Source organism: Xanthomonas axonopodis pv. maculifoliigardeniae (assembly GCF_041519315.1).
GTDB classification, from domain to species: domain Bacteria; phylum Pseudomonadota; class Gammaproteobacteria; order Xanthomonadales; family Xanthomonadaceae; genus Xanthomonas; species Xanthomonas euvesicatoria.
Window position 1 is genome coordinate 453,108 of the sequence record NZ_CP167998.1, and the last position, 22,273, is coordinate 475,380.

General features: G+C 64.6%; 12 protein-coding genes. 6 read left to right on the forward strand and 6 right to left on the reverse strand.

All coding sequences use genetic code 11. The features are described from left to right. Window positions 1-27: 27 nt before the first annotated feature. A complete protein-coding gene (gene sctC, locus ACDH77_RS02010) occupies window positions 28-1,851 on the forward strand; it encodes a type III secretion system outer membrane ring subunit SctC (RefSeq protein ID WP_277573009.1) in 1,824 nt (607 codons plus the stop codon). Between the two features lie 736 nt (window positions 1,852-2,587). Here the strand turns inward: sctC and xopA are convergent. Continuing rightward, on the reverse strand, window positions 2,588-2,983 hold the full coding sequence (xopA, locus tag ACDH77_RS02015; RefSeq protein WP_029818428.1) for a XopA/Hpa1 family type III secretion system protein: 396 nt from the start codon (window positions 2,981-2,983) through the stop codon (window positions 2,588-2,590). 375 nt (window positions 2,984-3,358) lie between these two features. Between xopA and ACDH77_RS02020 the strand changes: the two genes are divergently transcribed. Continuing rightward, window positions 3,359-3,922, forward strand: a complete 564-nt coding sequence (locus ACDH77_RS02020) for a lytic transglycosylase domain-containing protein (protein WP_031420808.1) — start codon at window positions 3,359-3,361, stop codon at window positions 3,920-3,922. A gap of 461 nt (window positions 3,923-4,383) precedes the next feature. Here ACDH77_RS02020 and ACDH77_RS02025 read toward each other — a convergent pair whose 3' ends face one another. Next, a complete protein-coding gene (locus tag ACDH77_RS02025; protein WP_338334675.1) occupies window positions 4,384-5,943 on the reverse strand; it encodes a hypothetical protein in 1,560 nt (519 codons plus the stop codon). Between the two features lie 1,428 nt (window positions 5,944-7,371). Continuing rightward, window positions 7,372-7,713, reverse strand: a complete 342-nt coding sequence (locus tag ACDH77_RS02030) for an HPF/RaiA family ribosome-associated protein (protein WP_007974834.1) — start codon at window positions 7,711-7,713, stop codon at window positions 7,372-7,374. Window positions 7,714-8,065: 352 nt separating this feature from the next. Between ACDH77_RS02030 and ACDH77_RS02035 the strand changes: the two genes are divergently transcribed. After that, on the forward strand, window positions 8,066-10,456 hold the full coding sequence (locus tag ACDH77_RS02035; RefSeq protein WP_228735371.1) for a DUF3772 domain-containing protein: 2,391 nt from the start codon (window positions 8,066-8,068) through the stop codon (window positions 10,454-10,456). 96 nt (window positions 10,457-10,552) lie between these two features. Here the strand turns inward: ACDH77_RS02035 and ACDH77_RS02040 are convergent, their stop codons facing one another. Next, the gene (locus tag ACDH77_RS02040) at window positions 10,553-12,661 is read right to left on the reverse strand and encodes a phosphoglycerol transferase I (protein ID WP_031420811.1); all 2,109 of its coding nucleotides are present in this window, start codon (window positions 12,659-12,661) and stop codon (window positions 10,553-10,555) included. A gap of 693 nt (window positions 12,662-13,354) precedes the next feature. Further along, entirely contained in the window at window positions 13,355-15,256 is a 1,902-nt protein-coding gene (locus ACDH77_RS02045; RefSeq protein ID WP_372353699.1) for an ABC1 kinase family protein, read from the reverse strand. A 59-nt stretch (window positions 15,257-15,315) separates the two neighbouring features. Between ACDH77_RS02045 and ACDH77_RS02050 the strand changes: the two genes are divergently transcribed. Then, window positions 15,316-16,257 (forward strand): DUF808 domain-containing protein, encoded by a 942-nt coding sequence (locus ACDH77_RS02050; RefSeq protein ID WP_057682285.1) that lies wholly within the window; start codon window positions 15,316-15,318, stop codon window positions 16,255-16,257. Between the two features lie 86 nt (window positions 16,258-16,343). Here ACDH77_RS02050 and ACDH77_RS02055 read toward each other — a convergent pair whose 3' ends face one another. After that, the gene (locus tag ACDH77_RS02055) at window positions 16,344-17,972 is read right to left on the reverse strand and encodes a sensor domain-containing diguanylate cyclase (RefSeq protein ID WP_014089156.1); all 1,629 of its coding nucleotides are present in this window, start codon (window positions 17,970-17,972) and stop codon (window positions 16,344-16,346) included. Between the two features lie 487 nt (window positions 17,973-18,459). Here ACDH77_RS02055 and glgA point away from each other — a divergent pair, with 487 nt between their 5' ends. Next, window positions 18,460-20,043, forward strand: coding sequence for a glycogen synthase GlgA (gene glgA / locus ACDH77_RS02060; RefSeq protein WP_008575489.1), 1,584 nt, complete (start codon window positions 18,460-18,462; stop codon window positions 20,041-20,043). Beyond that, entirely contained in the window at window positions 20,040-22,271 is a 2,232-nt protein-coding gene (locus ACDH77_RS02065; RefSeq protein WP_031420814.1) for a 1,4-alpha-glucan branching enzyme, read from the forward strand. The genes glgA and ACDH77_RS02065 overlap by 4 nt, the downstream gene beginning before the upstream one ends. Window positions 22,272-22,273 lie beyond the last annotated feature (2 nt).

A 22,273-nucleotide genomic window follows, 5' to 3' on the forward strand; every position in this document is an offset into this window, starting at 1 on the left:
TTTCACTTGCCTAGCAGAGGGAACGCCATGGCTCCTGCCTGTACCACCGCCCACCGCCGACGTGCTCCATTGGCCGCCGTACTGATGCTCAGCCTGCTGCCGCTGTTGTCGCCACATGCCGACGCCGCCCAGGTCCCGTGGCATTCGCGCACGTTCAAATACGTCGCCGACAACAAGGATCTCAAAGAAGTGCTGCGTGATTTGTCCGCCAGCCAGTCCATCGCCACCTGGATCTCGCCAGAGGTGACCGGCACCCTGAGCGGCAAATTCGAAACCTCCCCGCAGAAATTCCTCGACGATCTGGCGGCCACCTACGGCTTCGTCTGGTACTACGACGGTGCCGTGCTCAGGATCTGGGGTGCGAACGAATCCAAGAGCGCGACCTTGAGCCTGGGGACTGCATCGACGAAGTCACTGCGCGACGCACTTGCACGCATGCGCCTGGACGATCCGCGCTTCCCGGTGCGTTACGACGAGGCCGCGCATGTGGCGGTGGTCTCCGGGCCGCCAGGGTATGTGGATACCGTTTCGGCGATTGCCAAGCAGGTCGAGCAGGGCGCGCGTCAGCGCGATGCCACCGAAGTGCAGGTGTTCCAGCTGCATTATGCGCAAGCGGCCGACCACACGACGCGCATCGGCGGCCAGGATGTGCAGATTCCCGGCATGGCCAGCCTGTTGCGCAGCATGTACGGCGCACGCGGCGCGCCGGTCGCGGCGATACCCGGGCCTAGCGCCAACTTTGGCCGGGTACAGCCCATCGGCGGTGGGTCCTCCAACACATTCGGCAATGCCGCACAGGGTCAAGGTGGCGGAGCCAGCGGCATCCTCGGGCTGCCTTCGTCCTGGTTCGGGGGCGCCTCGTCGTCCGATCGCGTGCCGGTCAGCCCGCCGTTGCCCGGCAGTGGAGCTGCTGCGGCTGTGGGGTCGCCGGCCAGCGTATGGCCGGAGCTCAGCAAGGCACGGCGCGACGAGTCCACTCCGATCGACGTCGGTGGTGGCGCAGAGCTGGCCTCCGATGCGCCGGTGATCGAAGCCGATCCGCGTACCAATGCCATCCTGATCCGCGATCGACCGGAGCGGATGCAGAGCTATGGCACCCTGATTCAACAGCTGGACAACCGGCCCAAGTTGCTGCAGATCGATGCCACCATCATCGAGGTCCGCGATGGCGCCATGCAGGATCTCGGTGTCGACTGGCGCTTCCACAGCCAGCACACGGACATACAGACCGGCAACGGCAGTGGCAGTCAGTTGGGCTTCAACGGCGCATTGAGTGGCGCTGCCACCGATGGCGCGACCACGCCGGCTGGGGGCACCTTGACGGCCGTGCTGGGAGACGCCGGACGCTACCTGATGACGCGCGTGTCGGCGTTGGAGACGACCAACAAGGCCAAGATCGTGTCTTCGCCCCAGGTTGCGACGCTGGACAACGTCGAAGCGGTCATGGATCACAAGCAACAGGCATTTGTCCGGGTCAGCGGATACGCATCGGCCGATCTTTATAACCTCTCCGCCGGGGTGTCGTTGCGGGTCCTCCCCAGCGTGGTGCCGGGCTCGCCGAACGGTCAGATGCGTCTGGATGTGCGTATCGAGGATGGCCAGCTCGGATCCAACACCGTGGACGGCATTCCGGTCATTACCTCCAGCGAGATCACGACCCAGGCATTCGTCAATGAAGGCCAAAGCCTGCTGATTGCAGGATACGCCTACGATGCCGACGAGACCGATCTGAATGCGGTACCGGGCCTGTCGAAGATTCCATTGGTCGGTAATCTGTTCAAGCACCGCCAAAAAAGCGGGACCCGCATGCAACGGCTGTTTCTGCTGACCCCGCATGTGGTGTCGCCCTGATGGTTCGCGAACGCCATCGCTAGGCGATGAGAGGGTTTGCTGCGATTGCCTGACATTCGGTGCATATCATCGGCCGAGTACTGCCGGGATTGCCTGGGAATTCATTAGAAGGGCAATGCAATTGGCGCGTATGCGTATTGACCCGGAGCGCCTGACGCCACCGCCTGGATGATCATCGGGCGGTGCCCGGAATCAGCATGTGTCACTCGCACATGCTGGTTCTTATGCGTTGCCGGAGCCTGACCTGGCGATCACATGGCAGGCTTGTCGCGTGCGAAAGACAAGTTTTTTGCAGTCAGCTCGGTATCTGCGGTAGACGCTAAGAGGGCGAAGCGGCATCCAAGCCTTCAGCGGGCGGCGGTTGCGCGCAATCGTGTCAAGAAGTGCTGGGCCGGCAGCAGTGTGCATGGCCGGTACGTGGGCGCGGCAGGCTCTAGTGGAGCGACGTGGCGTGATGGTGTGCGGTTGAACATCCAACCAACGTCACGCCGGCAGTGGAGACCCAGTTGAGAAGGCGTGTGCCGGAAGAAAATCCGGATATTTCGTCTGCGTTGAAGCCGGAACGGCTCTGCTCGCATGCCGATGGCTATATGTCAGGCACCTGCGGCGCGAAAGCTGACAAGCGCGCCTGAAGTGGGTAGCGAATGTTTGCGGTGACAGCAACCAAGGCACCTGCAGGCTGACGCATGAAGCGGCAACCTGCAGGCCGTGGCCGGTAGGGGCGACCAGCAGTTTTTTACTGCATCGATCCGGTGTCGCTGGCCAGGCTGGTGCCGAGGCCGCCACCAAAGCCACCGCCGAACCCGCCGCCGAAGCCACCGCCATTCTGCGACTGGAGAATGTCTCCGACGATATTCATGAGCATCTGGGTGTATGGCGAGGGGGAACCATTGGGCTGCCCGGCCTGCTGCGAATTGCCGCCTTGACCACCAGAGTCACCACCCTGGCCCTGACCCTGGTCGGCATTGTTGCTCTGCTGAAGCAGGGCCATGATGAGCTGGGTCAGCAGCTGGTCCAGCTGCTTTTCCGAGATGCCTTGGTTGCCCTGGTTCGAACCGGGTTGCGAGTTCTGGCTGGGATCGACCTGCAAGAAGGACGAGTTGGCGCCGATCTGTGTGTTCAAAGAATTCATCATGACGATTCCTCTCTGATTAACTGGGATTTGTCTTTGTATCAACCGCCGTGCCTAGACGGCGGTGGCTGCGGGGCGGGTTTTGCGCCCCGATCGAACAGTAGAAGCGGCAACCCATTATTGTCAGAAAGTTTGCGAAATCGCGCTTGTCCGCGCGAAGAGCGCAAGTGAAAAAATGTTCTAGGATCGATAAGTAAATCCGCGCGGCATTGTTGGAAAAAGGTTTTTTCGCTTGCCTGTTAAGTGTTTCGTCGGTCCTGAGTAAATCGCGTACAGGTGGCGTTATGTTGCCGCCGTCGAGCGTCGTGGGTCGTTGTGTGCCGGCGCTCTACTCACCTGGAGACCTGTATTCAATCGAGATCGAGGTAACGACACATGATCAATTCAACGATCGCATGCAAGTATGTCGATAAAGCATCCAATTGGCAGTGGGAGGCCTCGTCCGGGCTTTCGCCAAAGCGGCGCATGCGCGCGCAATGGTCCGGACGTGGTCGTCGGGCAGGGGCTGGTCCGCAGCGCATTTTGTTTGCGGCAGCGCTGGCATGCGCGGCGCCTTTCGCACGTGCGGATTGCTTCGAAGAAGCTGCCGGATATCAGCATGTCAACCCTTGGGTGCTGCGGGCCATTGCCTGGCAGGAATCGCGAGGTCGCGCCGACGCGATCCATCGCAACAACAACGGTACGGTGGATTACGGAAAGATGCAGATCAACTCCATCCACCTGCGGCGGCTATCCGGCTATGGAATCTCCAAGGACGCGTTGATGCAGCCGTGCGTCAGCGTGTATGTGGCAGCTTGGAGGTTGCGCGAGATGACCAATAAATATGGAAATACCTGGGCTGCAGTAGGCGCCTACCATTCCGAAACGCCGGGAGAGCGCGATAAATATGCGCATGCCATTCATTCGATTCTGCTAAGGCGCGGTGTGATTGATGAATAGCGGGTGTGCCACTGCAGGAGGGCGTAGGCGCAGCCCGATGTGCGCGGGGATTCCCTGGGGTGATAACGTACGACCGTACAAAGCGGCGGCGCCCCGCGACGGAGTCATCCGCAGAAAATAGCGCGGTGACCATGCTGTCGCGCATACGGTGGCTGAAATGGCGATCGCCACAGCAGCATCCGTCATCATGGGTCGACAAGGTGCATAGCGCGGCTGGAGACCTGTGGTGCAGAGACCCGCTAGCCGCGACCTGAGCTGAGAATTGGCATACGCAGCCTAGCTTTCGATCAATCCCTGCTGTCCGCCGCCGGTCGGTTTGTTAGGACGTGCTGGAGGCTGCGCATGGGGCCACCACACAGCTGTTGCACACGCACTGCCGTTGAACCGGCAGTGCGTGTGCGACCACCAGGTGCTGCACTCGCCGAGGGCTGCGCGATAGCCGTCGCCAGGCGCGGCCACGCTCACTCAGTTCGCGTGCGAGCGGCCTCGGCTTCGCGCACCGCCGCTGCAGCCTGCCAGGTGCCGGCGATGACCTTGTACTGCATGCCGGCAGCCATGCCCGCCAACGTATTGGAGAGCAATGCGCTGCGTGCTGGCGACAAACCGAGCCAGGTGCCAATCATGTTGACTGCTGTACCGAATGCGATGTTGGAGTTGATGGCGGCCGTGCGCGCGACAGAATGATCCATGACCCGCTCATAATCCTCGCGCTTGGCCTTCCAGGTTGGTTCCCAGATCTGCTGCGTCCCGGCTTCGTCGGCTTCGTGTTGGGTGACATTGAGCCAGTCGGCTGTCTCCAGACCGACATTCAAGGCCGCGTTCACCGCCGCTTGCTGAAAGACGACCCTGGTCGCCTCTCCCATATTGAAGGGCGACATCAGTCCTGCCCAGCGCTGCCTGGCCGATGCAAAGTCTGGTGCCTCCAGCTCGTTCGACGCCAGGTTGGTCAGGACGTTGGCCATGCCGTAAAACCTGCCTGCACTGGTGACGTGGGGATCGCTGACGCCACCGTTGGTCGGTGACCGCATTCCCACCATGCGGAATGTCGCCTGGATGGCGTCGCGGGCCGCAGCATAAGGGGCGACCTTGAGCTCACTGGCCAGCAGCCTGGCCGCCATCTCCGGTCGGCCAGAAGCCTTGCCCGCAGCGCCGATGGCGATATTGCTCAAGATGCCGGTCAGCGCGAGCCGGGTGACCAGATTCGAGTAATGTTGCTGCTCGCTCCTCTTGTGATGACGTTCGTCTTCGGACAGCGCTTCCCACTGTTCAAGATTCAGGTTGTGAAAACCTCGGGCGGCGGCATCCGGATTGCGGTTTTCGCGGTTGCGCCGCAGCGTATGCAGGGCCAGATGCAGCGTGCCCGACACCGCCTGCATGGCAACGACCGCTTCGGGTGGGAGCTGGCGAAACGCGGCAAACAGCGCTTCGCCGATCAACTCGCGCACGAACGTGGTCGGTCCCACGGAAGTGGTCTGGTGCACGAGATGTCCCAGCGCAGCGCCCAGGTATTGTTTGTCGAAGCTGATCGGTATGACACCGCGCGCCGCAGCTGCGACCGCTGTCGCGGCGGGTCCAAGGAGGGTGGTGACTCCATGTGTTGCACCTGCGCGGACCGACGCCGCCAGTGCGCCCAAGCGCGCAGTGCCTGTCGCAGTGGTGGATGCATGCGCTTGGGAGCCATGTTGTGCAGCGTGTTCCTGGGAAAGTGATGGCAGAGCCGATGGTTCCAAGGAGTCTTCAGCGTCGTAGAACTGCTCGCTGCTGCTCTCTTCCCCCCGCAGCGGAGCATGCGGCTGCGGACTTCCATAGGGGGACAGATCTGCGTCGTTGGCGGTTTCATATCCGCTGTCGCTTCCTGTGCTATTGCGTCGTCCCGAAGGTCTGGGCGGCAGGGCGGAGAGGGGAGAATCGATCCTGGGCGTCGATGTATCGTCGCGTCGTTGTGCCGGTATCTCGATCACAATATCGCCGCTTGTGGCTTGCGGTTGCTGGGAGGTACTGGCTGAAGAGATCTTCGTCACGGCTTGTCCTCGCGTTGGGGGGATATCGGCATGCTCTCGCCCAGGCTTGCGGGGCGATTGATCGATAGCGCCGGACGATGGGTACCTCATCAAGAAGGGCATGGCGGCGAGGGGCTTGATTGCAGCGTGGGGATCGCGATCGGCAGCCAGACGCGTGGACCGGACAATCATGCGTGACGTGCGGCACGCCGACCCGGCAAGGTGCATATGCTGCGCTCAGCTGCCCGTGCAACCAGAGCGTGACTTCTTCGCTCGCAATCGATGCGCCCAGGCGTCCCTGCTATCCACGGCCACCTTGCGTGGTATGTGTCATCGTCGTCGGCGAGCTTGAAGTTCGCATGAATCCACAGAATCTTGACGCGCGCTTGGCGAAACGATCATTCCACATCCGAACAACCAATTCGTCTGTGCTGGCCAAATATGTTTGCTGCCGCGGCCGTCCTTGCAGGGACGAAGACGTGCGCGTGTGCCAGCGCTGCGACATGTGTTGGTTGATGGGCGTCGGTGCCCGTGCGGATCGATGGCGCAATGACTGGTTAGAGCGTTCGAGCGATCGCCCAGGACGCGTGGTGTGGCTTGGAGAGCAGATGGCAGCATTTCCGAGCACCAAGATCGCGAAGCCAACAAGGTGCAACCGCACCAAGGCTGCAGCCGGCCTTTAAGCCGCATTTTCCCCAACACCACTGCGACCTATCTGTTTCTGCGCATACCCTGATTCGCATGCCAGCCACACGCTGCCGAACCCTGCGGACCGGGGCGAGCCGGGCTGGAGGAGGGAATCGAGTGGCTGCGTCGGTCCGTGGCCAGTCCGCGGTCGAGCGATTGCATTGCTGCGATCATGGAAAATTGCAGCAGCGGTTGGCTATCTTTTCCAGGCCATGCAATTACGGTAACGCGCCTGGGAGTTGCCGGGAACTCGAACGGGCTGACTTACGAATCTGCCGGTAAGTCATGGAGATCGAAAGCCGAACTGCGCAAGGCGAGTTTGATCGGTTTGCTGCCGGACTCAAGACATAATCCCGTGCTGCTGTGGGAAGCAAACCATACGTATACCTTCAGCAGTGCCGTGCAATGGGCGAAAGGATCCAGGCAACGTTGCACCCGATTGGTGCGGCTCAGCCTGTCGCTACGCGGGTTATCCGCGTCGCTGGTCATGAGCCCAGTTGCCTGGACGCTGCTGGCGTAAAAGCCAGAGATCAGCTCGACAATCCTTAAAATCGGCGCCGTGTGCTTGGGATTGGGCTCTTTCCGTAAGCACCAAGAGATTCAAAGCATTCGGCCCGCCGCAAGATGAGTGCGACGGGCCGAATGCCGTTTAATGGTCACAGGTTTTGGAGGGGCGCTTCGCGCATCGCTAGATGACGTGCCGCGATGCCATCGCCGCAAAGGTTGGCAGCCGCCGAGGCAGATGCCAACCTCCAGATCAGATCAAAGCATGTCCGGCGGCGGGGCGGTGGCCTTGGAGTGCTGCTTGCCGCGTGCATGTTCGATGGCAGTGCGCAGTTTGCGCGCAGCTCCGGTCACGGCAGAGGCCGTCGTTTCGGCGCTGTTGGTAGCCGCGATCGGCGGCAGGCCGGCGACGTGCGCCTCGATGCTGCAGGTTCGATCCGCCGCGCCGCCGCGCTGGCCGTTCTCATCACGCAAATGCACTTCCACACGGGTGATGTCGCTGGCGAAATGGGCCAGCTGGGCGGTGCAGGTCTTTTCGACATGCGCCACAACGGACGGATCGTGTGGCACGTGCTTGTCGGTCTGGATCTGAATCTGCATAGAGGATCTCCTTCGCGGTCATCCGCTGCGTCTGCCGCAGCGGTGGCTCGATTCTGCGTCAGCGGCGTGTTGTCGCAAAGTGACAACGCGGTAGGCCCATTCATGCGCTAGCAGGGTCCTCTGCCGCCATCGCCGCGGTGCAACGAGATCGTCCGATCGGTTCGCGGACCCAGACCTGCCGCGGCTGAATCACCGGTCCCGGGCAATCGGCTCGATCAGGGGCGGTGCCTTAAGATGCCGGCACCCGCGGTCGCCCGCGCCTGTTCGATGCCTGCCTGTGTCCGAATTCCGATTTACCTGTGGTGCCCGTCAGGGCTTGTTGCGGCGTCTGTTGTTGCTTGCCGCGCTGGGGATGGTCTGTGTTGGCACGGCTGTGGCCCAGGACGAGGACACGGTGCTGGAGACCGCGCAGACCCAACTGGACAGCATGCAAAAGGTGCTGACCCAAGCCGAAGCGGGGATGGAAAAGTCCGACACCGACCAGTTGCGCAAGCTGGCTGACGATGTCACCGGCGCACAGCGCCAGGCCCAGGATCTGGCGCGCTCGCTGGAGCCTCCGTTGAAGGAGCTGTCTGTCCGGCTGGCCGGGCTTGGCGAAGAGCAGAAGACCGACCCACCAGATCTACGCGACCAACGCCGCGCGCTCACGCGAGAGCGCAACGGGCTAGATGCCGAGCTCAAGCGGGCGAACCTGCTGGCACTGGATGCCAAGGATCTCGCCGACCGGCTCGAAGGCGAGCGCGCCCAGCGCTTCAGCGAGAAGCTCTCCGCGCGCGCTGCCTCGCCGCTGTCGCCCGCGTTGTGGAATGAGATCGCGCGGGAATGGCCCGACGACCGAGCGCGCCTGCAGGCGCTGTCCGACAAGGCCGTACAGGCGGTGCGCACCGGCACAGCGACCAATGGCGTCGCCGGTCTGATGATCGGAACGCTGGCGGCATTGATGCTGGCATTTCCGTTGCGCATCTTCCTGCGTCACCTGGGGCGGCGGTATGCGGCCTCGCGCGCGCCCGGTGGCCGCTTGCGGCGCTCCGGCCTTGCACTGTGGTTTTTGTTGGTGGGCACCCTGACGCTGGGCATGGCGGCATGGGCGTTGGCCGAGAGCGTCCGCGCACTCAGCGAGCTGCCGACCGATCTGGAGCAGCTGCTGAGTGCATTTGTGGTGATCAGTTGCGTGGCGGCCTTCGTCGGTTCGCTCAGCGCCAGCCTATTGATGAAGCACCAGCCCACCTGGCGTCTGTTCCCGTTGGACGATGCCACTGTCGATCGTTTGCGTGTGCATTGTCTTGCCACGGCCGCGGTGAGCTGGTTTAGCGGTATGGCGATCAGAATCAACGACGTGGCGCGCAGCAGCAGCGCATTAACCATCGCTACCGATGCAGTTGCCGCGCTGTTGTATGCGGGGTTGATCCTGTCGGCACTGGCTGGCCTGACCCTGTCGTTGCGCGCTCATGCCGCAAACGTGGGCGCGGCCGATGCGGACAGCAGCGCACCACCGCCGGTGGTGTCGCGTGGCGGCGGTTACATCGTGCTGATCCGTCTGCTGGGCCATCTGGCGGTGATCTTCGCGTTAGTGGCGGCCTTGTTCGGCTACATCAATCTGGCACTGTTCGTCGAGCAGCAGATCATCTGGATCACCCTGGTGTGCAGCGTGCTCGCGCTACTGGTGATGTTTGCCGACGACCTGACGACCTGGGTGTTCAAGCCGGAGAGCCGTTTCAGCCGAGCGCTGTCGCATGCACTGAATGTCGGCAGCGGGCGGTTGGTGCAGGTAGGGTTACTGATCTCTGCGGCAGTACGCGTGCTGCTGGTGCTACTAGGCATTGCCGCGCTGGTGACGCCGTACGGCGCCAACCTCGCCGCAGTGACCGGCTGGTTGGAAAACGTTTCGCACGGTATTGCAATTGGCAAGGAACTTGTCATCACGCCCGGCGACGTGGCCAGGGCGCTGTGTGTGTTCCTGCTCGGCATGGGTCTGGTCCATGTGGTGCAGAAGTGGCTGCTCAACACCTATCTGCCCAAGACCGAACTGGATGCGGGAGCGCGGAATTCGATCAGCACGGTGGCGCGCTATCTGGGCTGGTTGATCGTGGTGGTGTGGGGGCTCACGGCGCTGGGTCTGGATTTGAAGCGGTTGGCGCTGGTGTTGAGCGCACTGTCGGTGGGCATTGGTTTTGGTCTGCAGGCGATTACGCAGAACTTCGTGTCCGGGTTGATCTTGCTGGCCGAGCGTCCGGTGAAGATCGGCGATTGGGTGCGTATCGGCGATCAGGAAGGCGACGTGCGCAAGATCAGCGTGCGAGCGACCGAAATCCAGGTGGGCGACCGCTCCACGTTGATCGTGCCCAACTCGGAGTTGATCACCAAGAGCGTGCGCAACATGACGCTGTCCAATCCGATGGGCCGTGTGCAGTTGCAGTTCTCGGTGCCGCTGGAAACCGACGTGGCCAGGGTGCGCGACATGTTGCTGGCCTTGTTCGCCGAGCACGAGAAGGTGCTGGCCGAACCGGCGCCATCGGTGTTCATCGATTCGCTGGCCGGCGGGCACGTCAATTTCAACTCGTTCGCCTACGTGAGCAGTCCGCGCGATTCGTATGGCGTGCGCAGCCAGCTGTTCTTCGCGCTGCTGCAGCGCATGGCGACGGTGGGCATTGCGTTGCAGTCGCCGCAGGAGATCCGCTTCAGTCGTGCAGGGGCCGCCGTGGCACGCGAGGCCGGAGATGGTGCGCCTGCGTCGGATGACTGAGCTGGCGAGGTCGGCGAGGGCTGCGCAGCGGCAAGTCGGTCGGCTTGCGCTGATTGCACAACCATGCCCGACCATCGATGGACGCATGTCGGCACATCAGGAGCGATCCGCCACCGGGATGTCCTTGACCAAGGCCAGGTCGTCCACGCTGACGTCTTCGGTGTAATCAAGCCAGGCACGAATCTCCAGGTCTTCCACCGCATGTTCCAGGCCCACCGGCATGCGGATGCGCCCGGCGGCGTCGGGCACGACCCATTGCTGTGCCAGCACGACCTTACGTTCGGAGGACACCGCTTCCACCCAGAACGCGCGCGTGGGCCGGCGCTTGGCGTAGAGCTCGAGCATGTAGCGGCCGGCATCGGTCTTACGCGCCGCCTGGGTGAGCATGATCGGCTGACGCACGCGCGGACGCGGGCCCTGCTGGGTGGCTTCCAGCGGCGCGTCGACGGCGATGCCGCGGGTAAGGTCCGGGTCGCGATACAGCTTCATGCTCTGGTGGCGGTCCACCACCAGCGCACACCAGTGGCCATCGGCCGAGCCGTCTTCGAACGCCGTGCAGCGGTCCACATAGGCCAGCGTGCCCTTGGAATGCGTGCGGTCGAACTGGCGCGAGGTGTTTTCCAGGTACACCGTTTTCAGGTTGGTGTCCTTGTCGTATTCCAGCAGCACCGGTGGGCGCACCTGTTGCACGCCGACCACCACATCGCCATTGCCATTGATGCGCAGCATGCGCGTACTGCGCCCGGTCCACAGCGTGCGCGCGTAGGCCAGGTAGCGCGGATAGTCCTTGCCGCTGTCGCGGCTGGCGGCCGCGCTGGCACTGGGTGGGGCATCGCGGGCCAGCAACGAGCGGCCAAAGCCCAGCGTGCGCATGCCTGGTTCCAGCAACTGCAGCAGCGTAGCGCCCGAATCGAGCGTGCTACCTGCGCGCGTGAGGACCTGTTGTGGCGCGATGTCCTTGCCCAGGAACAACAGCAGGTTCTCGCGCTTCTGCTTGGCCAGCACGTCGCTCAGGTCGTTGGGCATGGCCAGATGATCGGAGGCGATGACGATGATGGTGTTTTTGCCATACCGGCTGCTGCGGATGCGCGCGACCAGTTCGCCGATCAAACGGTCGCTGCATTTGATTGCATGCAGCAGACCGATATCGCCCAGTGCGCTGTCGTACTGCTGGCCCTTGCACGCCAGTGGCAGGTGGCCGGCCGGATGGTGGGTGTCCATGGTCAGCGTGGTCAGCATGAAGGGTTGGCCGGCACGCGACAGCGTCTGGAAGGTATCCCAGGCGTCGTCCAGCAGGACATCGTCGTGCACGCCCCATGCAGAAAAATGCTTTGGCGCGACACCCTGGTCGTGGAAATGGTGCACGTCATGCACCACGTCGAAGCCATGGCTGGACAGGAAACGGCCCTTGCCGGCAAAGCTGGCATCGGCACCGCCCACGTAATGATTGCGGTAGCCCTGATCCTTGAGGTAATCGCCCAGGCAGCGCGCTTCGGGCAGGAACATGCCCATGCGGTCCATGCTGTTCTCGTCGCCTGGCGCGGTGGTGAGCGGCACGCCACACATCGAGGCGACCATGCCGGCGATGGTCCAGCCGCTGCCTTCGGTGGAGGCGAGATTGCGTACGTCCACCGCTTCGGTCGCAAGCGCGCGCAGATTGGGCATCAGGCCCGGAAACACCTGTTCGTCGAAGTAGGTGCGCTCCAGGCTTTCGCCATAGATCCAGACGATGTTCTTGCGCTTGTGCAGCGGTTGCTGCGGCACCTGGTATTCCGGCACCACGGTGGCGTAATCGACCGGGCGCAGCTGGTAGTACAGGCGCTTGCCATCGCGATACAGCGGGCTTGCGGCGATGCCGACCAACAACATGCCCACAAAGCCTGCGAACACGGCGCCGCCACCACGCGGACGCTGGAAGCGGCGTACCCGCACCAGCAACAGCGGGCTCAGCGAGAGCAACAGCATGCCGACGAAAACCGCGATATAGCCGGAAAAGTCGCTGACGCCGGCGCCGTCCATGTCGGCGCGCAGGTGATACAGCGTGGCTGCATTGATACCGTCGCCGCTGAGCCGGTCGACCAATCCCCAGGCGCTGAGCAGCAGCAGAAAGAGCGACAACAGGCCAGCCTTGAGCCATGCCAGACGCGGAGAAGCGACCAACAGCCACAGCAATAGCAACAACGAAACCAACAACATCCAATGCATGCGCAGCGTCCGTGGGGAATGATGCGAGCGCGTACCGGACGCCTTGCTCGCCATGTCCTGTGCGCCACCTGCAATGTGACACCCGGATGACGGACTATGCCGCGCCGAAGCTGACTGAAATGTTTGTTGGAGACAGATCCGGCCTGACCTCCGGCCAGCATCGCCGGACAGCGGCGACGCATCCGTGCGCACCAACCAGCGCGAAGATGCTGAAACGCTGGTGGCGTCAGATGCCTTGCGCCCACGCGTGATAGTGGTTGTGCTCGCTGCAGCGCTGCTGCACGCAGCGAGCAGGGGTGGGGACACCGTGGTGTGCGCAGGACGCCTGCAATCCGCTGCATCGAGCACGTTGCAAGACGCACGAACGGAACTGGCGCTTTTCTTGCACCGTTCGCTGCGTGTCGTGCACGCATGCAATGCGGAGATCACAGGCGCTACCCCTGACGCGCAATCGCTCACACCTGCCTGCGCGGTTGAACGGACTGTCGACACGATAAGAAGCAGTCGTCACTGAACGTGGACAGCGCGCAGCAACCGTCGCTTACACGTCACATGCCGGTTCCGGCCGCGCCCGCCGGGTGCGTGCGGCGCGGTCTTGTCAGGGGCACTTGTTCGCAGGCTGGTGACTGACGCAGACCCAATGCCTGCCCGCAGGGCACCAAGGCGCCCACCTGCGGCAACCAGCCCTAACGGCTAGCGGTGCCCACGCTCTTCGCGCGCACGCACGCGGCGGTCGAACAGCAGCGCACTGACCACGATGCCCAGCCCCAGCACGACCCCGAGCAGGAACAGCACCATCGCAATAGCCGGGTAGCCCCATAACTTCAAGCCGGTTTCGATGCGCATCATCTGCGCCGACGCCATGATCAGCGCAGCCGTGACGATGCCCGCCGCCACGCGGTTGGCGATCTTCTGCAGGCTTTCCATCAGGTGCGATTCTTCCAGCCCGGTGACGCGCATCTGCAGGCGGTTTTCCGCAGCCAGCGACAGGATCTCGGACATGCGGCGCGGTCCTTCGCGCACCAGGTGCTGCAGTTCCATCGCCTCGCTGGCCAGGTTGGCCGCGGACAGGGATTTCTTCAGGCGCGCGCGCATCACGTGCTGCAGATGGCGCTCGACGATGCGGCGGGTATCCAGCGTGGGCGACAACGCGCGGCACACGCCTTCCAGATTCAGCAAGGTCTTGCCGAGCAGGCTCAACTCCGGCGGCGTCCGCAAGCCGGTCGAGGTGGCGATGCGCACCAGATCCAGCACCACCCGGCCTTCGGAGGTGGCATCGTGCGCTGCGTAGCGCGCGATCATCTGCCCGGTTTCGCGCTGGTAGCGTTCTTCGTCGTAATCCTCCAGCCGCGTGCTCAGCGCAATGGTCTCTTCGGCCACTTCCTCGCCGCGCCCATCGACCGCGGCAAACAGCAACTTGAGCAGGCGCTCGCGCAGGCGCGGCGGCACATGCGCCACCATGCCCAGGTCGAAGATGGCCAGACGCCCGTCCTGCAGCACCCGCAAATTGCCCGGATGCGGGTCGGCATGGATTTCGCCATGCACGAACATCTGGTCCAGATACCCCTTGACCAGTTCCGCGGCCAGCTCGTCCATCGGCTGTTCGGTGCGGCGAAGACCGGAGATCTTGTCCACGCGCACGCCTTCGGCCAGCTGCATGGTCAGCACCTTGCGGCTGCTCAGGTCCCACACCGGTTGCGGCACCCACAGCAAGGGGAACGGCTTGAGGTGCTTGCCGAAGCGCGCCAGGGTTTCGGCTTCGTCTTCGTAGTTGAGCTCGGCGCGCAGGGTCTTGCCGAATTCGCCCAGCCAGTCGGCAAAGCGCACACGCCGGCCAATGCCGGTGAGACGGTCGGCGGCAGTGGCGAAGCTCTTGAGCACGTCCAGATCCGAACGCACCTGCGCGGCCACTTCGGGCTTCTGCACCTTGATCGCCACCGGCGTGCCGTCGCGCAGCGCAGCGCGGTGCACCTGCGCCAGCGAGGCGCAGCCCAACGGGGCCGGGTCGAAGAACGAGAACGCCTTGTTGACCGAGACCCCGAGCTCTTCCTCGATGATCTGGCGGATGCGCTCCACCGGCACCGAGCTGGTGTTCTCCTGCATGCGCTCCAGCGCGGTGGCAAATTCCGGCGGCACGATGTCCGGCCGGGTCGACAGCATCTGGCCCAGTTTGACGAAGGTGGGCCCGAGCGATTCCAGGTCGGAGACGAACTGGTCCGGGGTGCCTTCTGCGGGCACTTCGTATTCGTTGATGGCCGCCGGGTCCAGGTTCATGCCAGCGAACACGCCCGAGCCGCGGTAGCGCAACAGCAAGCGCAGGATCTGCGTGCGCCGGCTCATGCCGCCAATCACGGCATGATCAGCCGGGCTTGCAGCCGGGGCGCGGTGCGGGTCGTTGTGACTCAAGGCCATCTCCGGGGCGTCATGCAGGCGGCGAGTGTGGCCAGCGACGGGTCGTCGCGTGGTGAATCCGCGCGCTCCCGCACACCGCAGGCAAACCTGCCCAAGGCGAGTACGAACGGCCGCAAGCGCAGGCGCTGCGGTGCCTGCATCGCTCTGCCAACAGCGTGCAACGACCGCGCAATGGCCGCTCATCACCCCACGCGGGTGCGGGATCGGCGAGAATTCGCGACCACCCCAGAAGGACCTTGCGCATGGCCGGTGCCAGCCTGTTCACCCTGCTCGACGACATCGCCACACTGCTGGACGACGTTTCCATCCTGACCAAGGTTGCGGCCAAGAAGACCGCAGGCGTGTTGGGCGACGATCTGGCGCTCAATGCGCAGCAGGTCACCGGCGTCACGGCCGACCGCGAATTGCCGGTGGTGTGGGCGGTAGCCAAGGGCTCGCTGGTCAACAAGATGATCCTGGTGCCGGCGGCGTTGGGGATCAGCGCGCTGGAAGCGTGGCTGCGCGGGCGCGGCTACAACGTGCCGTTGGTGATGCCGCTGATGATGATCGGTGGCGCCTACCTGTGCTTCGAGGGCGTGGAAAAGCTGGCGCACAAGTTTCTGCACAACGATGAGCAAGAAGCACAGCGGCATGCCGAACGCACCCGCGCGCTGGCCGACCAGAACGTGGACGTGGTGGCGCTGGAAAAGGACAAGGTGAAGGGCGCGATCCGCACCGATTTCATCCTCTCGGCCGAGATCATCGTGCTCTCGCTGGGCGTGGTCTCGGAGGTGTCCTTCGGGCAGCAGGTGGCGGTGCTGGTGGCCATTGCGCTGGCGATGACCATCGGCGTCTACGGCGTGGTCGCCGCGATCGTGAAGCTGGACGACCTGGGCCTGTACCTGACCAGGAAGGGCGCCGCGCTGGCGGCCCTGGGTCGCGGCATCCTGGTGGCGGCGCCGTGGTTGATGAAGTTCCTGTCGGTGGCCGGCACGCTGGCGATGTTCCTGGTCGGCGGCGGCATCCTGGTGCACAACATCCCGGCGCTGCATCACCTGGTGGTGGATCTGGCCGAGTCGTCCGGCAGCATGGGCTGGCTGGTCGAGGCGCTGGGCAACATGCTGGTGGGCGTGGTCGCCGGCGCGCTCGTGCTCGGCGCGGTGATGCTGTTTCAGAAGCTGCGCGGAGCCAAGCCCGCGCATTGATGCACGGCGCGGCGCCAGGCCAGCCAGCACGGTACACGCCGCTTAGCGATCGCCCGGGTGCACCGTGCGTTCGCCGACGATCGCCGCTAATCGGCGTTGATCACCCGGTTCTTGCCAGCCGCCTTGGCGTCGTACATGGCGCGGTCGGCGCGGCGGATGACCTCGTCCTGGGTCTCGTCGGTCCCGCGTAGCGCCACGCCGGCGCTGAAGCTGATGAACACGCGCACGTCGTCATGCAGCAGCGAGCGCTGCGACAGTGCGCGTTGCAGGCGGATCACTGCCGCGCTGGCTTCGAAGATGGTCGAGTCCGGCAGCAGCAGCACGAATTCCTCGCCGCCGAAGCGGGCGATGGCATCGGTGGTGCGCAGCACCGCCTTGGCCACCTCCACCGTGTGGCGCAGCGCGGCGTCGCCGCCGGCGTGGCCGTGGGTCTCGTTGAGGCGGCGGAAGTCGTCCAGGTCCAGCATTGCCACGCATAGGGGCTGGCCACTGCGCTGGGTGCGCACGGCTTCACGCTGGAACAATTCTTCGAAGCCGCGCCGGTTGAGCGCGCCGGTCAGTTGGTCTTCGCGCACCAGGCCGGCGACGTCCTTGAGCTCCTGTTCGAGCAAGGCGATGCGCTGTTCGGAATCTTCCACCTGCCGGCGTGCCGCGAGCAGTTCGTCGCGCGCTGCCAGGGCCTGTGCCTGTACGCCGGCGGTGTCCTGCAGCAGGTCCTGCAGCAGCCGGTTGAGGTCGGGGATGCCGCGCGCCTCGCCGATCGCCTGCGAATAGCCGGCAACGCGGTCGTGGTATTGCCCGGTGCTGGTGGCCATGCCGTCCAGCCGGTCGACGAAGGACACCATCATTTCGCGCATGGCGGTCTTGGACTCGGCGATGCCCTGCTTGAGCAGACCCTGCTTGTAGGTCACCTCGCGCAGGGTGCCGCGTGCCTGTTCGATGGAACTGACATCCAGCGGGCCGGAAATCAGTTGCCGCACCACCGAGATCTGGCCCTGCAACCAGCTGCGATCGTCCAGGAGTTCGCCGACGTTCTCCAGCAATAGGTCGAACAGGCCCAGTAACAGGTTCTGTTGTTCGCTGGCATCTTCGGCGCGCAGGCCGATCTGGTGGCTGAGTTCGCGCAGGCGTTGTTCCAGCGTGATCAGCTCGTGTCCGGGGCGCCAGTGGCGCAGCGCCGATGCCAGCGTTTGCGCCTCTTCGGCCAGCTCCGGGCTGCGTTGCAACAGCGTGGCCAGGGCATTGCCCAGCGCGTGGCGCAGCAGATCGCGCAGCTGCTCGGCTTCCGTGCGGCCTTCGGCCAGCGAATCGCCGATATCGATGGTGCGGATGTATTTGTCGATGAGCTGGCGCAAGGCACGGCCATAGCCGGGCCAATCGCCGGCCGCGTACGCCGCGCTCAGGCGCACGCCCATGTCGCCGAGCTCGCCATGCAGGCTGGCGATGCCTTCAGCGAACGCGAGCAGCAGCGCTTCGGGATGCGCGGCATGTGAGAACAGCCGTATCAGCAATGCAGTGGCAGCGGCCGGATCGTGTGCGCCGGACTTGGCCTTGGCCGGCACCAGCTGGTGCGCGGCCAGGCCATGACCGCTGCGCTCGCCATTGATCACCGTCGGCAGGGCAGCGGCAGGGCGCGCGGTGTCCGTGCCGCCCCAGGGCAACAGGCGGCGCAGCCCGCCACGGGGGCGGCTTGGGTGTTCGGGCTGGTCTGCCATGCGCCAGGGTCTCGAGAGGTCTTGTGCTAACGCTCGATATCGGCCCATGGAGGGGGCGCTTGAGCAAGCCGGGCCGTAGCGCGCGGCAACGGCATGCAGGCCGGGCGCGAAGCATGGTCGCCAGGCCCGAAACAAGGCATTGATGAACCGGTTACCCGGATGAGGGCGAACGCGGCCGGAAGTTCCCGCATTCGGTGCATGTCACGGCCAACGCACCGAGACGGGGATGTCATCGCACTGCAATGTGGCGCTTATGCCTTGAGGCGTGCGCAACTGCGCGTAAAGGAATGTGGGCTGTCGCAGAAAAGTCAGCACGTGTTCACGCATATTTTATTTGGTCGGGGTGTAGATTCCTCTGCAAGGGCGACGTGGAGTACGCGCGTTGCCCACGCTCCTCACTCGTAGCAAGTCGTCTGGCTGAATCGGCAGACGGCGGTTTTCGCTTCGCCGTTTTTCCGTCTCCACCCACATTACGACGGATGTTTCGATGGTTGCCATGATGCCGCTTCACGCTACTACCGCACGCTTAGAGCGCAGCACGCTGCTCCCGACTCTGAAAAAGAGCGGGCGCCCGCGCGATGCGCGTGGCCGCTTCATCCGTCACCACGAGCGCTTGCCGGTCTCGTTGGCAGACACGCGCGGTGCCTTGTTCGTGGTGTCGGAAATGGCGGACTTCATCAAGGCCGGCGGGTTGGGCGATGTGGCGGCCGCGTTGCCGCGCGCGCTGCGCCACCGCTACGACGTACGTGTGCTGATCCCTGGCTACCGCGCCGTGCTCGAGCGTGCGGGCAAGGTGGAGATCGTGGGCCGCGTGTTGGCGCATGCCGCGCTGCCGGCCTGCGACATCGGCCGCATCGTGCAATCGGACGGGCTGCCGATCTATATCCTGCTGTCCAAGGAGTTGTTCGAACGCGACGGCTCGCCCTATGTGAGCACCAGCGGTTCGGAGTTCGAGGACAACGCGATCCGCTTTGCCACCTTGTCGCATGCCGCCGCGCAGATTGCGGCCGGCCACGCCGGCCTGGGCTGGAAACCGCGCCTGCTGCATCTCAACGACTGGCCCTGCGCGCTGGCGGCCGGCTATGTGCGCTGGTCCGGCGGCACCACGCCGTGCCTGCTGACCATCCATAACCTGGCCTACCAGGGCCTGGTGCCGTATTCGATGGCTGCCGCGCTGGGCATCCCTGCCGAGCGAGTGGCCGAGCTGGAGTTCTATGGGCAGATGTCGTTCCTGCGCGGCGGCATCGTCAATGCCGACCACGTCAACACGGTCAGCGTCAGCTACGCCAAGCAGATCACCGGCCCGGCACAGGGCTGCGGCCTGGACCGGCTGTTGGCCGGTCGCGCTGCCAAGGGCGCGCTCACCGGCATCGTCAACGGCATCGACGCCAGCTGGGATCCGCGCACCGATGAATACCTGGATTCGCACTTCAGCGTGAACCAGTGGCAGGGCCGGCAGGCCAATGCAGCGCAGGTGCGCAAGGCATTCGGGCTGCGCGAGAGCACCGGCCCGCTGTTTGCGGTGGTGTCGCGGCTGGTGCATCAGAAAGGCCTGGACCTGATTTGCGAGGTGGCCCCGCAGATCGTGGCCGCTGGTGGCCAGATCGCGGTGATCGGCGGCGGCGAGCCGGAGATCGAACGGCAGGTGGCCGAGCTGACCAGGCGCTATCCCGGTCAGGTGGGCGCCTTCATCGGCTTCGAGGAAGGCCTGGCGCGGCGCATGTTCGCCGGTGCCGACTTCCTGCTGATGCCCTCGCGCTTCGAGCCCTGCGGCCTGAGCCAGATGTATGCGCAGCGCTTCGGCTGCCTGCCGATCGCGCATGCGACCGGCGGGCTGATCGACACCGTGGACGATGGCGTGACCGGCTTCCTGTTCCAGCACGCCAGCGTCGAAGCGCTGCGCCGCTGCCTGGAGCGCGCCTTCCGCACCTTCCGCCTGCCCAGCCTGCTGTCTGCGATGCGGCGCGCGGCCATGCTGCGTCCCAGCGGTTGGGACGTGGCAGGCAAAAAATACCTCTCGCTCTACGAACACACCGCCGCAACCGCGCCCGCGCTCGCGACGGTGTCATGAGCGAACGGCAGGGCGGGCAGGAGCAGCGCACGGAAGCAGACGGCATGACCACGGAAGGGATCTCGGAAACGTCGCAGACCCTGCAAGCCCTGGCCAACGGCTTGCCGGCCGATGCCTTTGCGGTGCTTGGACCGAAACCGCTGGCCGATGGCCGCCGTCAGGTGCGCGTGTTGGCACCGGGCGCCGAGGCGATGGGCTTGATCGACCCGCGCGGCAAGCTGCTCGCGCGCATGCAGGCCAGCGCCATCGATGGCGTCTTCGAAGGCATCCTGGCGGCCGATGGGCCGTACCGGCTGCGCATCGTGTGGCCAGACAGGGTGCAGGAGGTCGAAGACCCGTACGCGTTCGCGGCCACGTTGGACGAATCGCTGTTGCTGCAGATCGCTGCCGGCGATGGCCAGGCCGTGCGTCGTGCGCTGGGCGCGCAGCATGTCCACTGTGGCGATGTGCCGGGCGTGCGCTTTGCGGTGTGGGCACCCCATGCCCAACGCGTGGCGGTGGTTGGCGACTTCAACGGCTGGGACGTGCGGCGGCATCCGATGCGGCAGCGCATCGGTGGCTTTTGGGAACTCTTCCTGCCGCGCGTGGAAGCCGGCGCCCGGTACAAATATGCCGTCACCGCAGCCGATGGGCGGGTGCTGCTCAAGGCCGACCCGGTGGCCCGGCAAACCGAATTGCCGCCGGCAACCGCTTCGGTGGTGCCCAGCGCCGCCGCATTCGCCTGGACCGATGCGGCCTGGATGGCCAACCGCGACCCCGGCGCCGTGCCGGCGCCGCTGTCGATCTACGAGGTGCATGCCGCCTCCTGGCGCCGCGACGGACACAACCAACCGCTGGACTGGCCAACGCTGGCCGAGCAGTTGATTCCTTACGTACAGCAGCTCGGCTTCACGCATATCGAATTGCTGCCGATCACCGAACACCCGTTCGGCGGTTCCTGGGGCTATCAGCCGCTGGGCCTGTATGCGCCCACCGCGCGCCATGGCAGCCCGGACGGCTTTGCGCAGTTCGTCGATGCCTGTCACCGCGCCGGGATCGGCGTGATCCTGGATTGGGTCAGCGCGCACTTTCCCGATGACGCGCACGGCCTGGCCCAGTTCGACGGCGCCGCGCTGTACGAGCATGCCGACCCGCGCGAAGGCATGCATCGCGACTGGAATACGCTGATCTACAACTACGGTCGGCCGGAAGTGACCGCTTACCTGCTGGGCAGCGCGCTGGAATGGATCGAGCATTACCACCTCGACGGCCTGCGCGTGGATGCGGTGGCCTCGATGCTGTATCGCGACTACGGCCGCGCCGAAGGCGAGTGGGTGCCCAATGCGCATGGCGGCCGCGAGAACCTGGAGGCGGTCGCGTTCCTGCGCCAGCTCAACCGCGAAATCGCCACCCAGTTCCCCGGCGTGCTCACCATTGCCGAAGAATCCACCGCCTGGCCGGGCGTGACCGCCGCGATCAGCGATGGCGGCCTGGGCTTCACCCACAAATGGAACATGGGCTGGATGCACGACACGCTGGGCTACATGCAGCGCGATCCGGCCGAACGTGCGCAGCACCATAGCCAGCTCACCTTCGGGCTGGTGTACGCCTTCGACGAACGCTTCGTGTTGCCGCTCTCGCACGATGAAGTGGTGCACGGCACCGGGGGCCTGCTCGGGCAGATGCCGGGCGATGACTGGCGCCGCTTCGCCAACCTGCGCGCCTACCTGGCGCTGATGTGGGCGCACCCGGGCGACAAACTGCTGTTCATGGGCGCCGAGTTCGGCCAATGGGCCGACTGGAATCACGACCAGTCGCTGGACTGGCATCTGCTGGACGGCGCGCGCCATCGTGGCATGCAGCAACTGGTGGGCGATCTCAACGCCGCACTGCGCCGCACGCCGGCGCTGTATCGCGGCAGCCATCGCGCCGACGGCTTCGACTGGAGCGTGGCCGACGATGCGCGCAACAGCGTGCTGGCGTTCGTCCGCCACGATCCTGCCGGCGGCGCACCGTTGCTGGCAGTGAGCAACCTCACCCCGCAACCGCATCACGACTATCACGTGGGGGTGCCGCGTGCTGGCCTCTGGCGCGAGATCCTCAACACCGACAGTGCCCATTACGGCGGCAGCAACCTCGGCAACAGCGGTCGCCTGGCGACCGAGCCGGTGGGCATGCATGGGCATGCGCAACGTCTGCGCCTGACCCTACCGCCGCTGGCCACGATCTATCTGCAAGCGGAGAAATAACG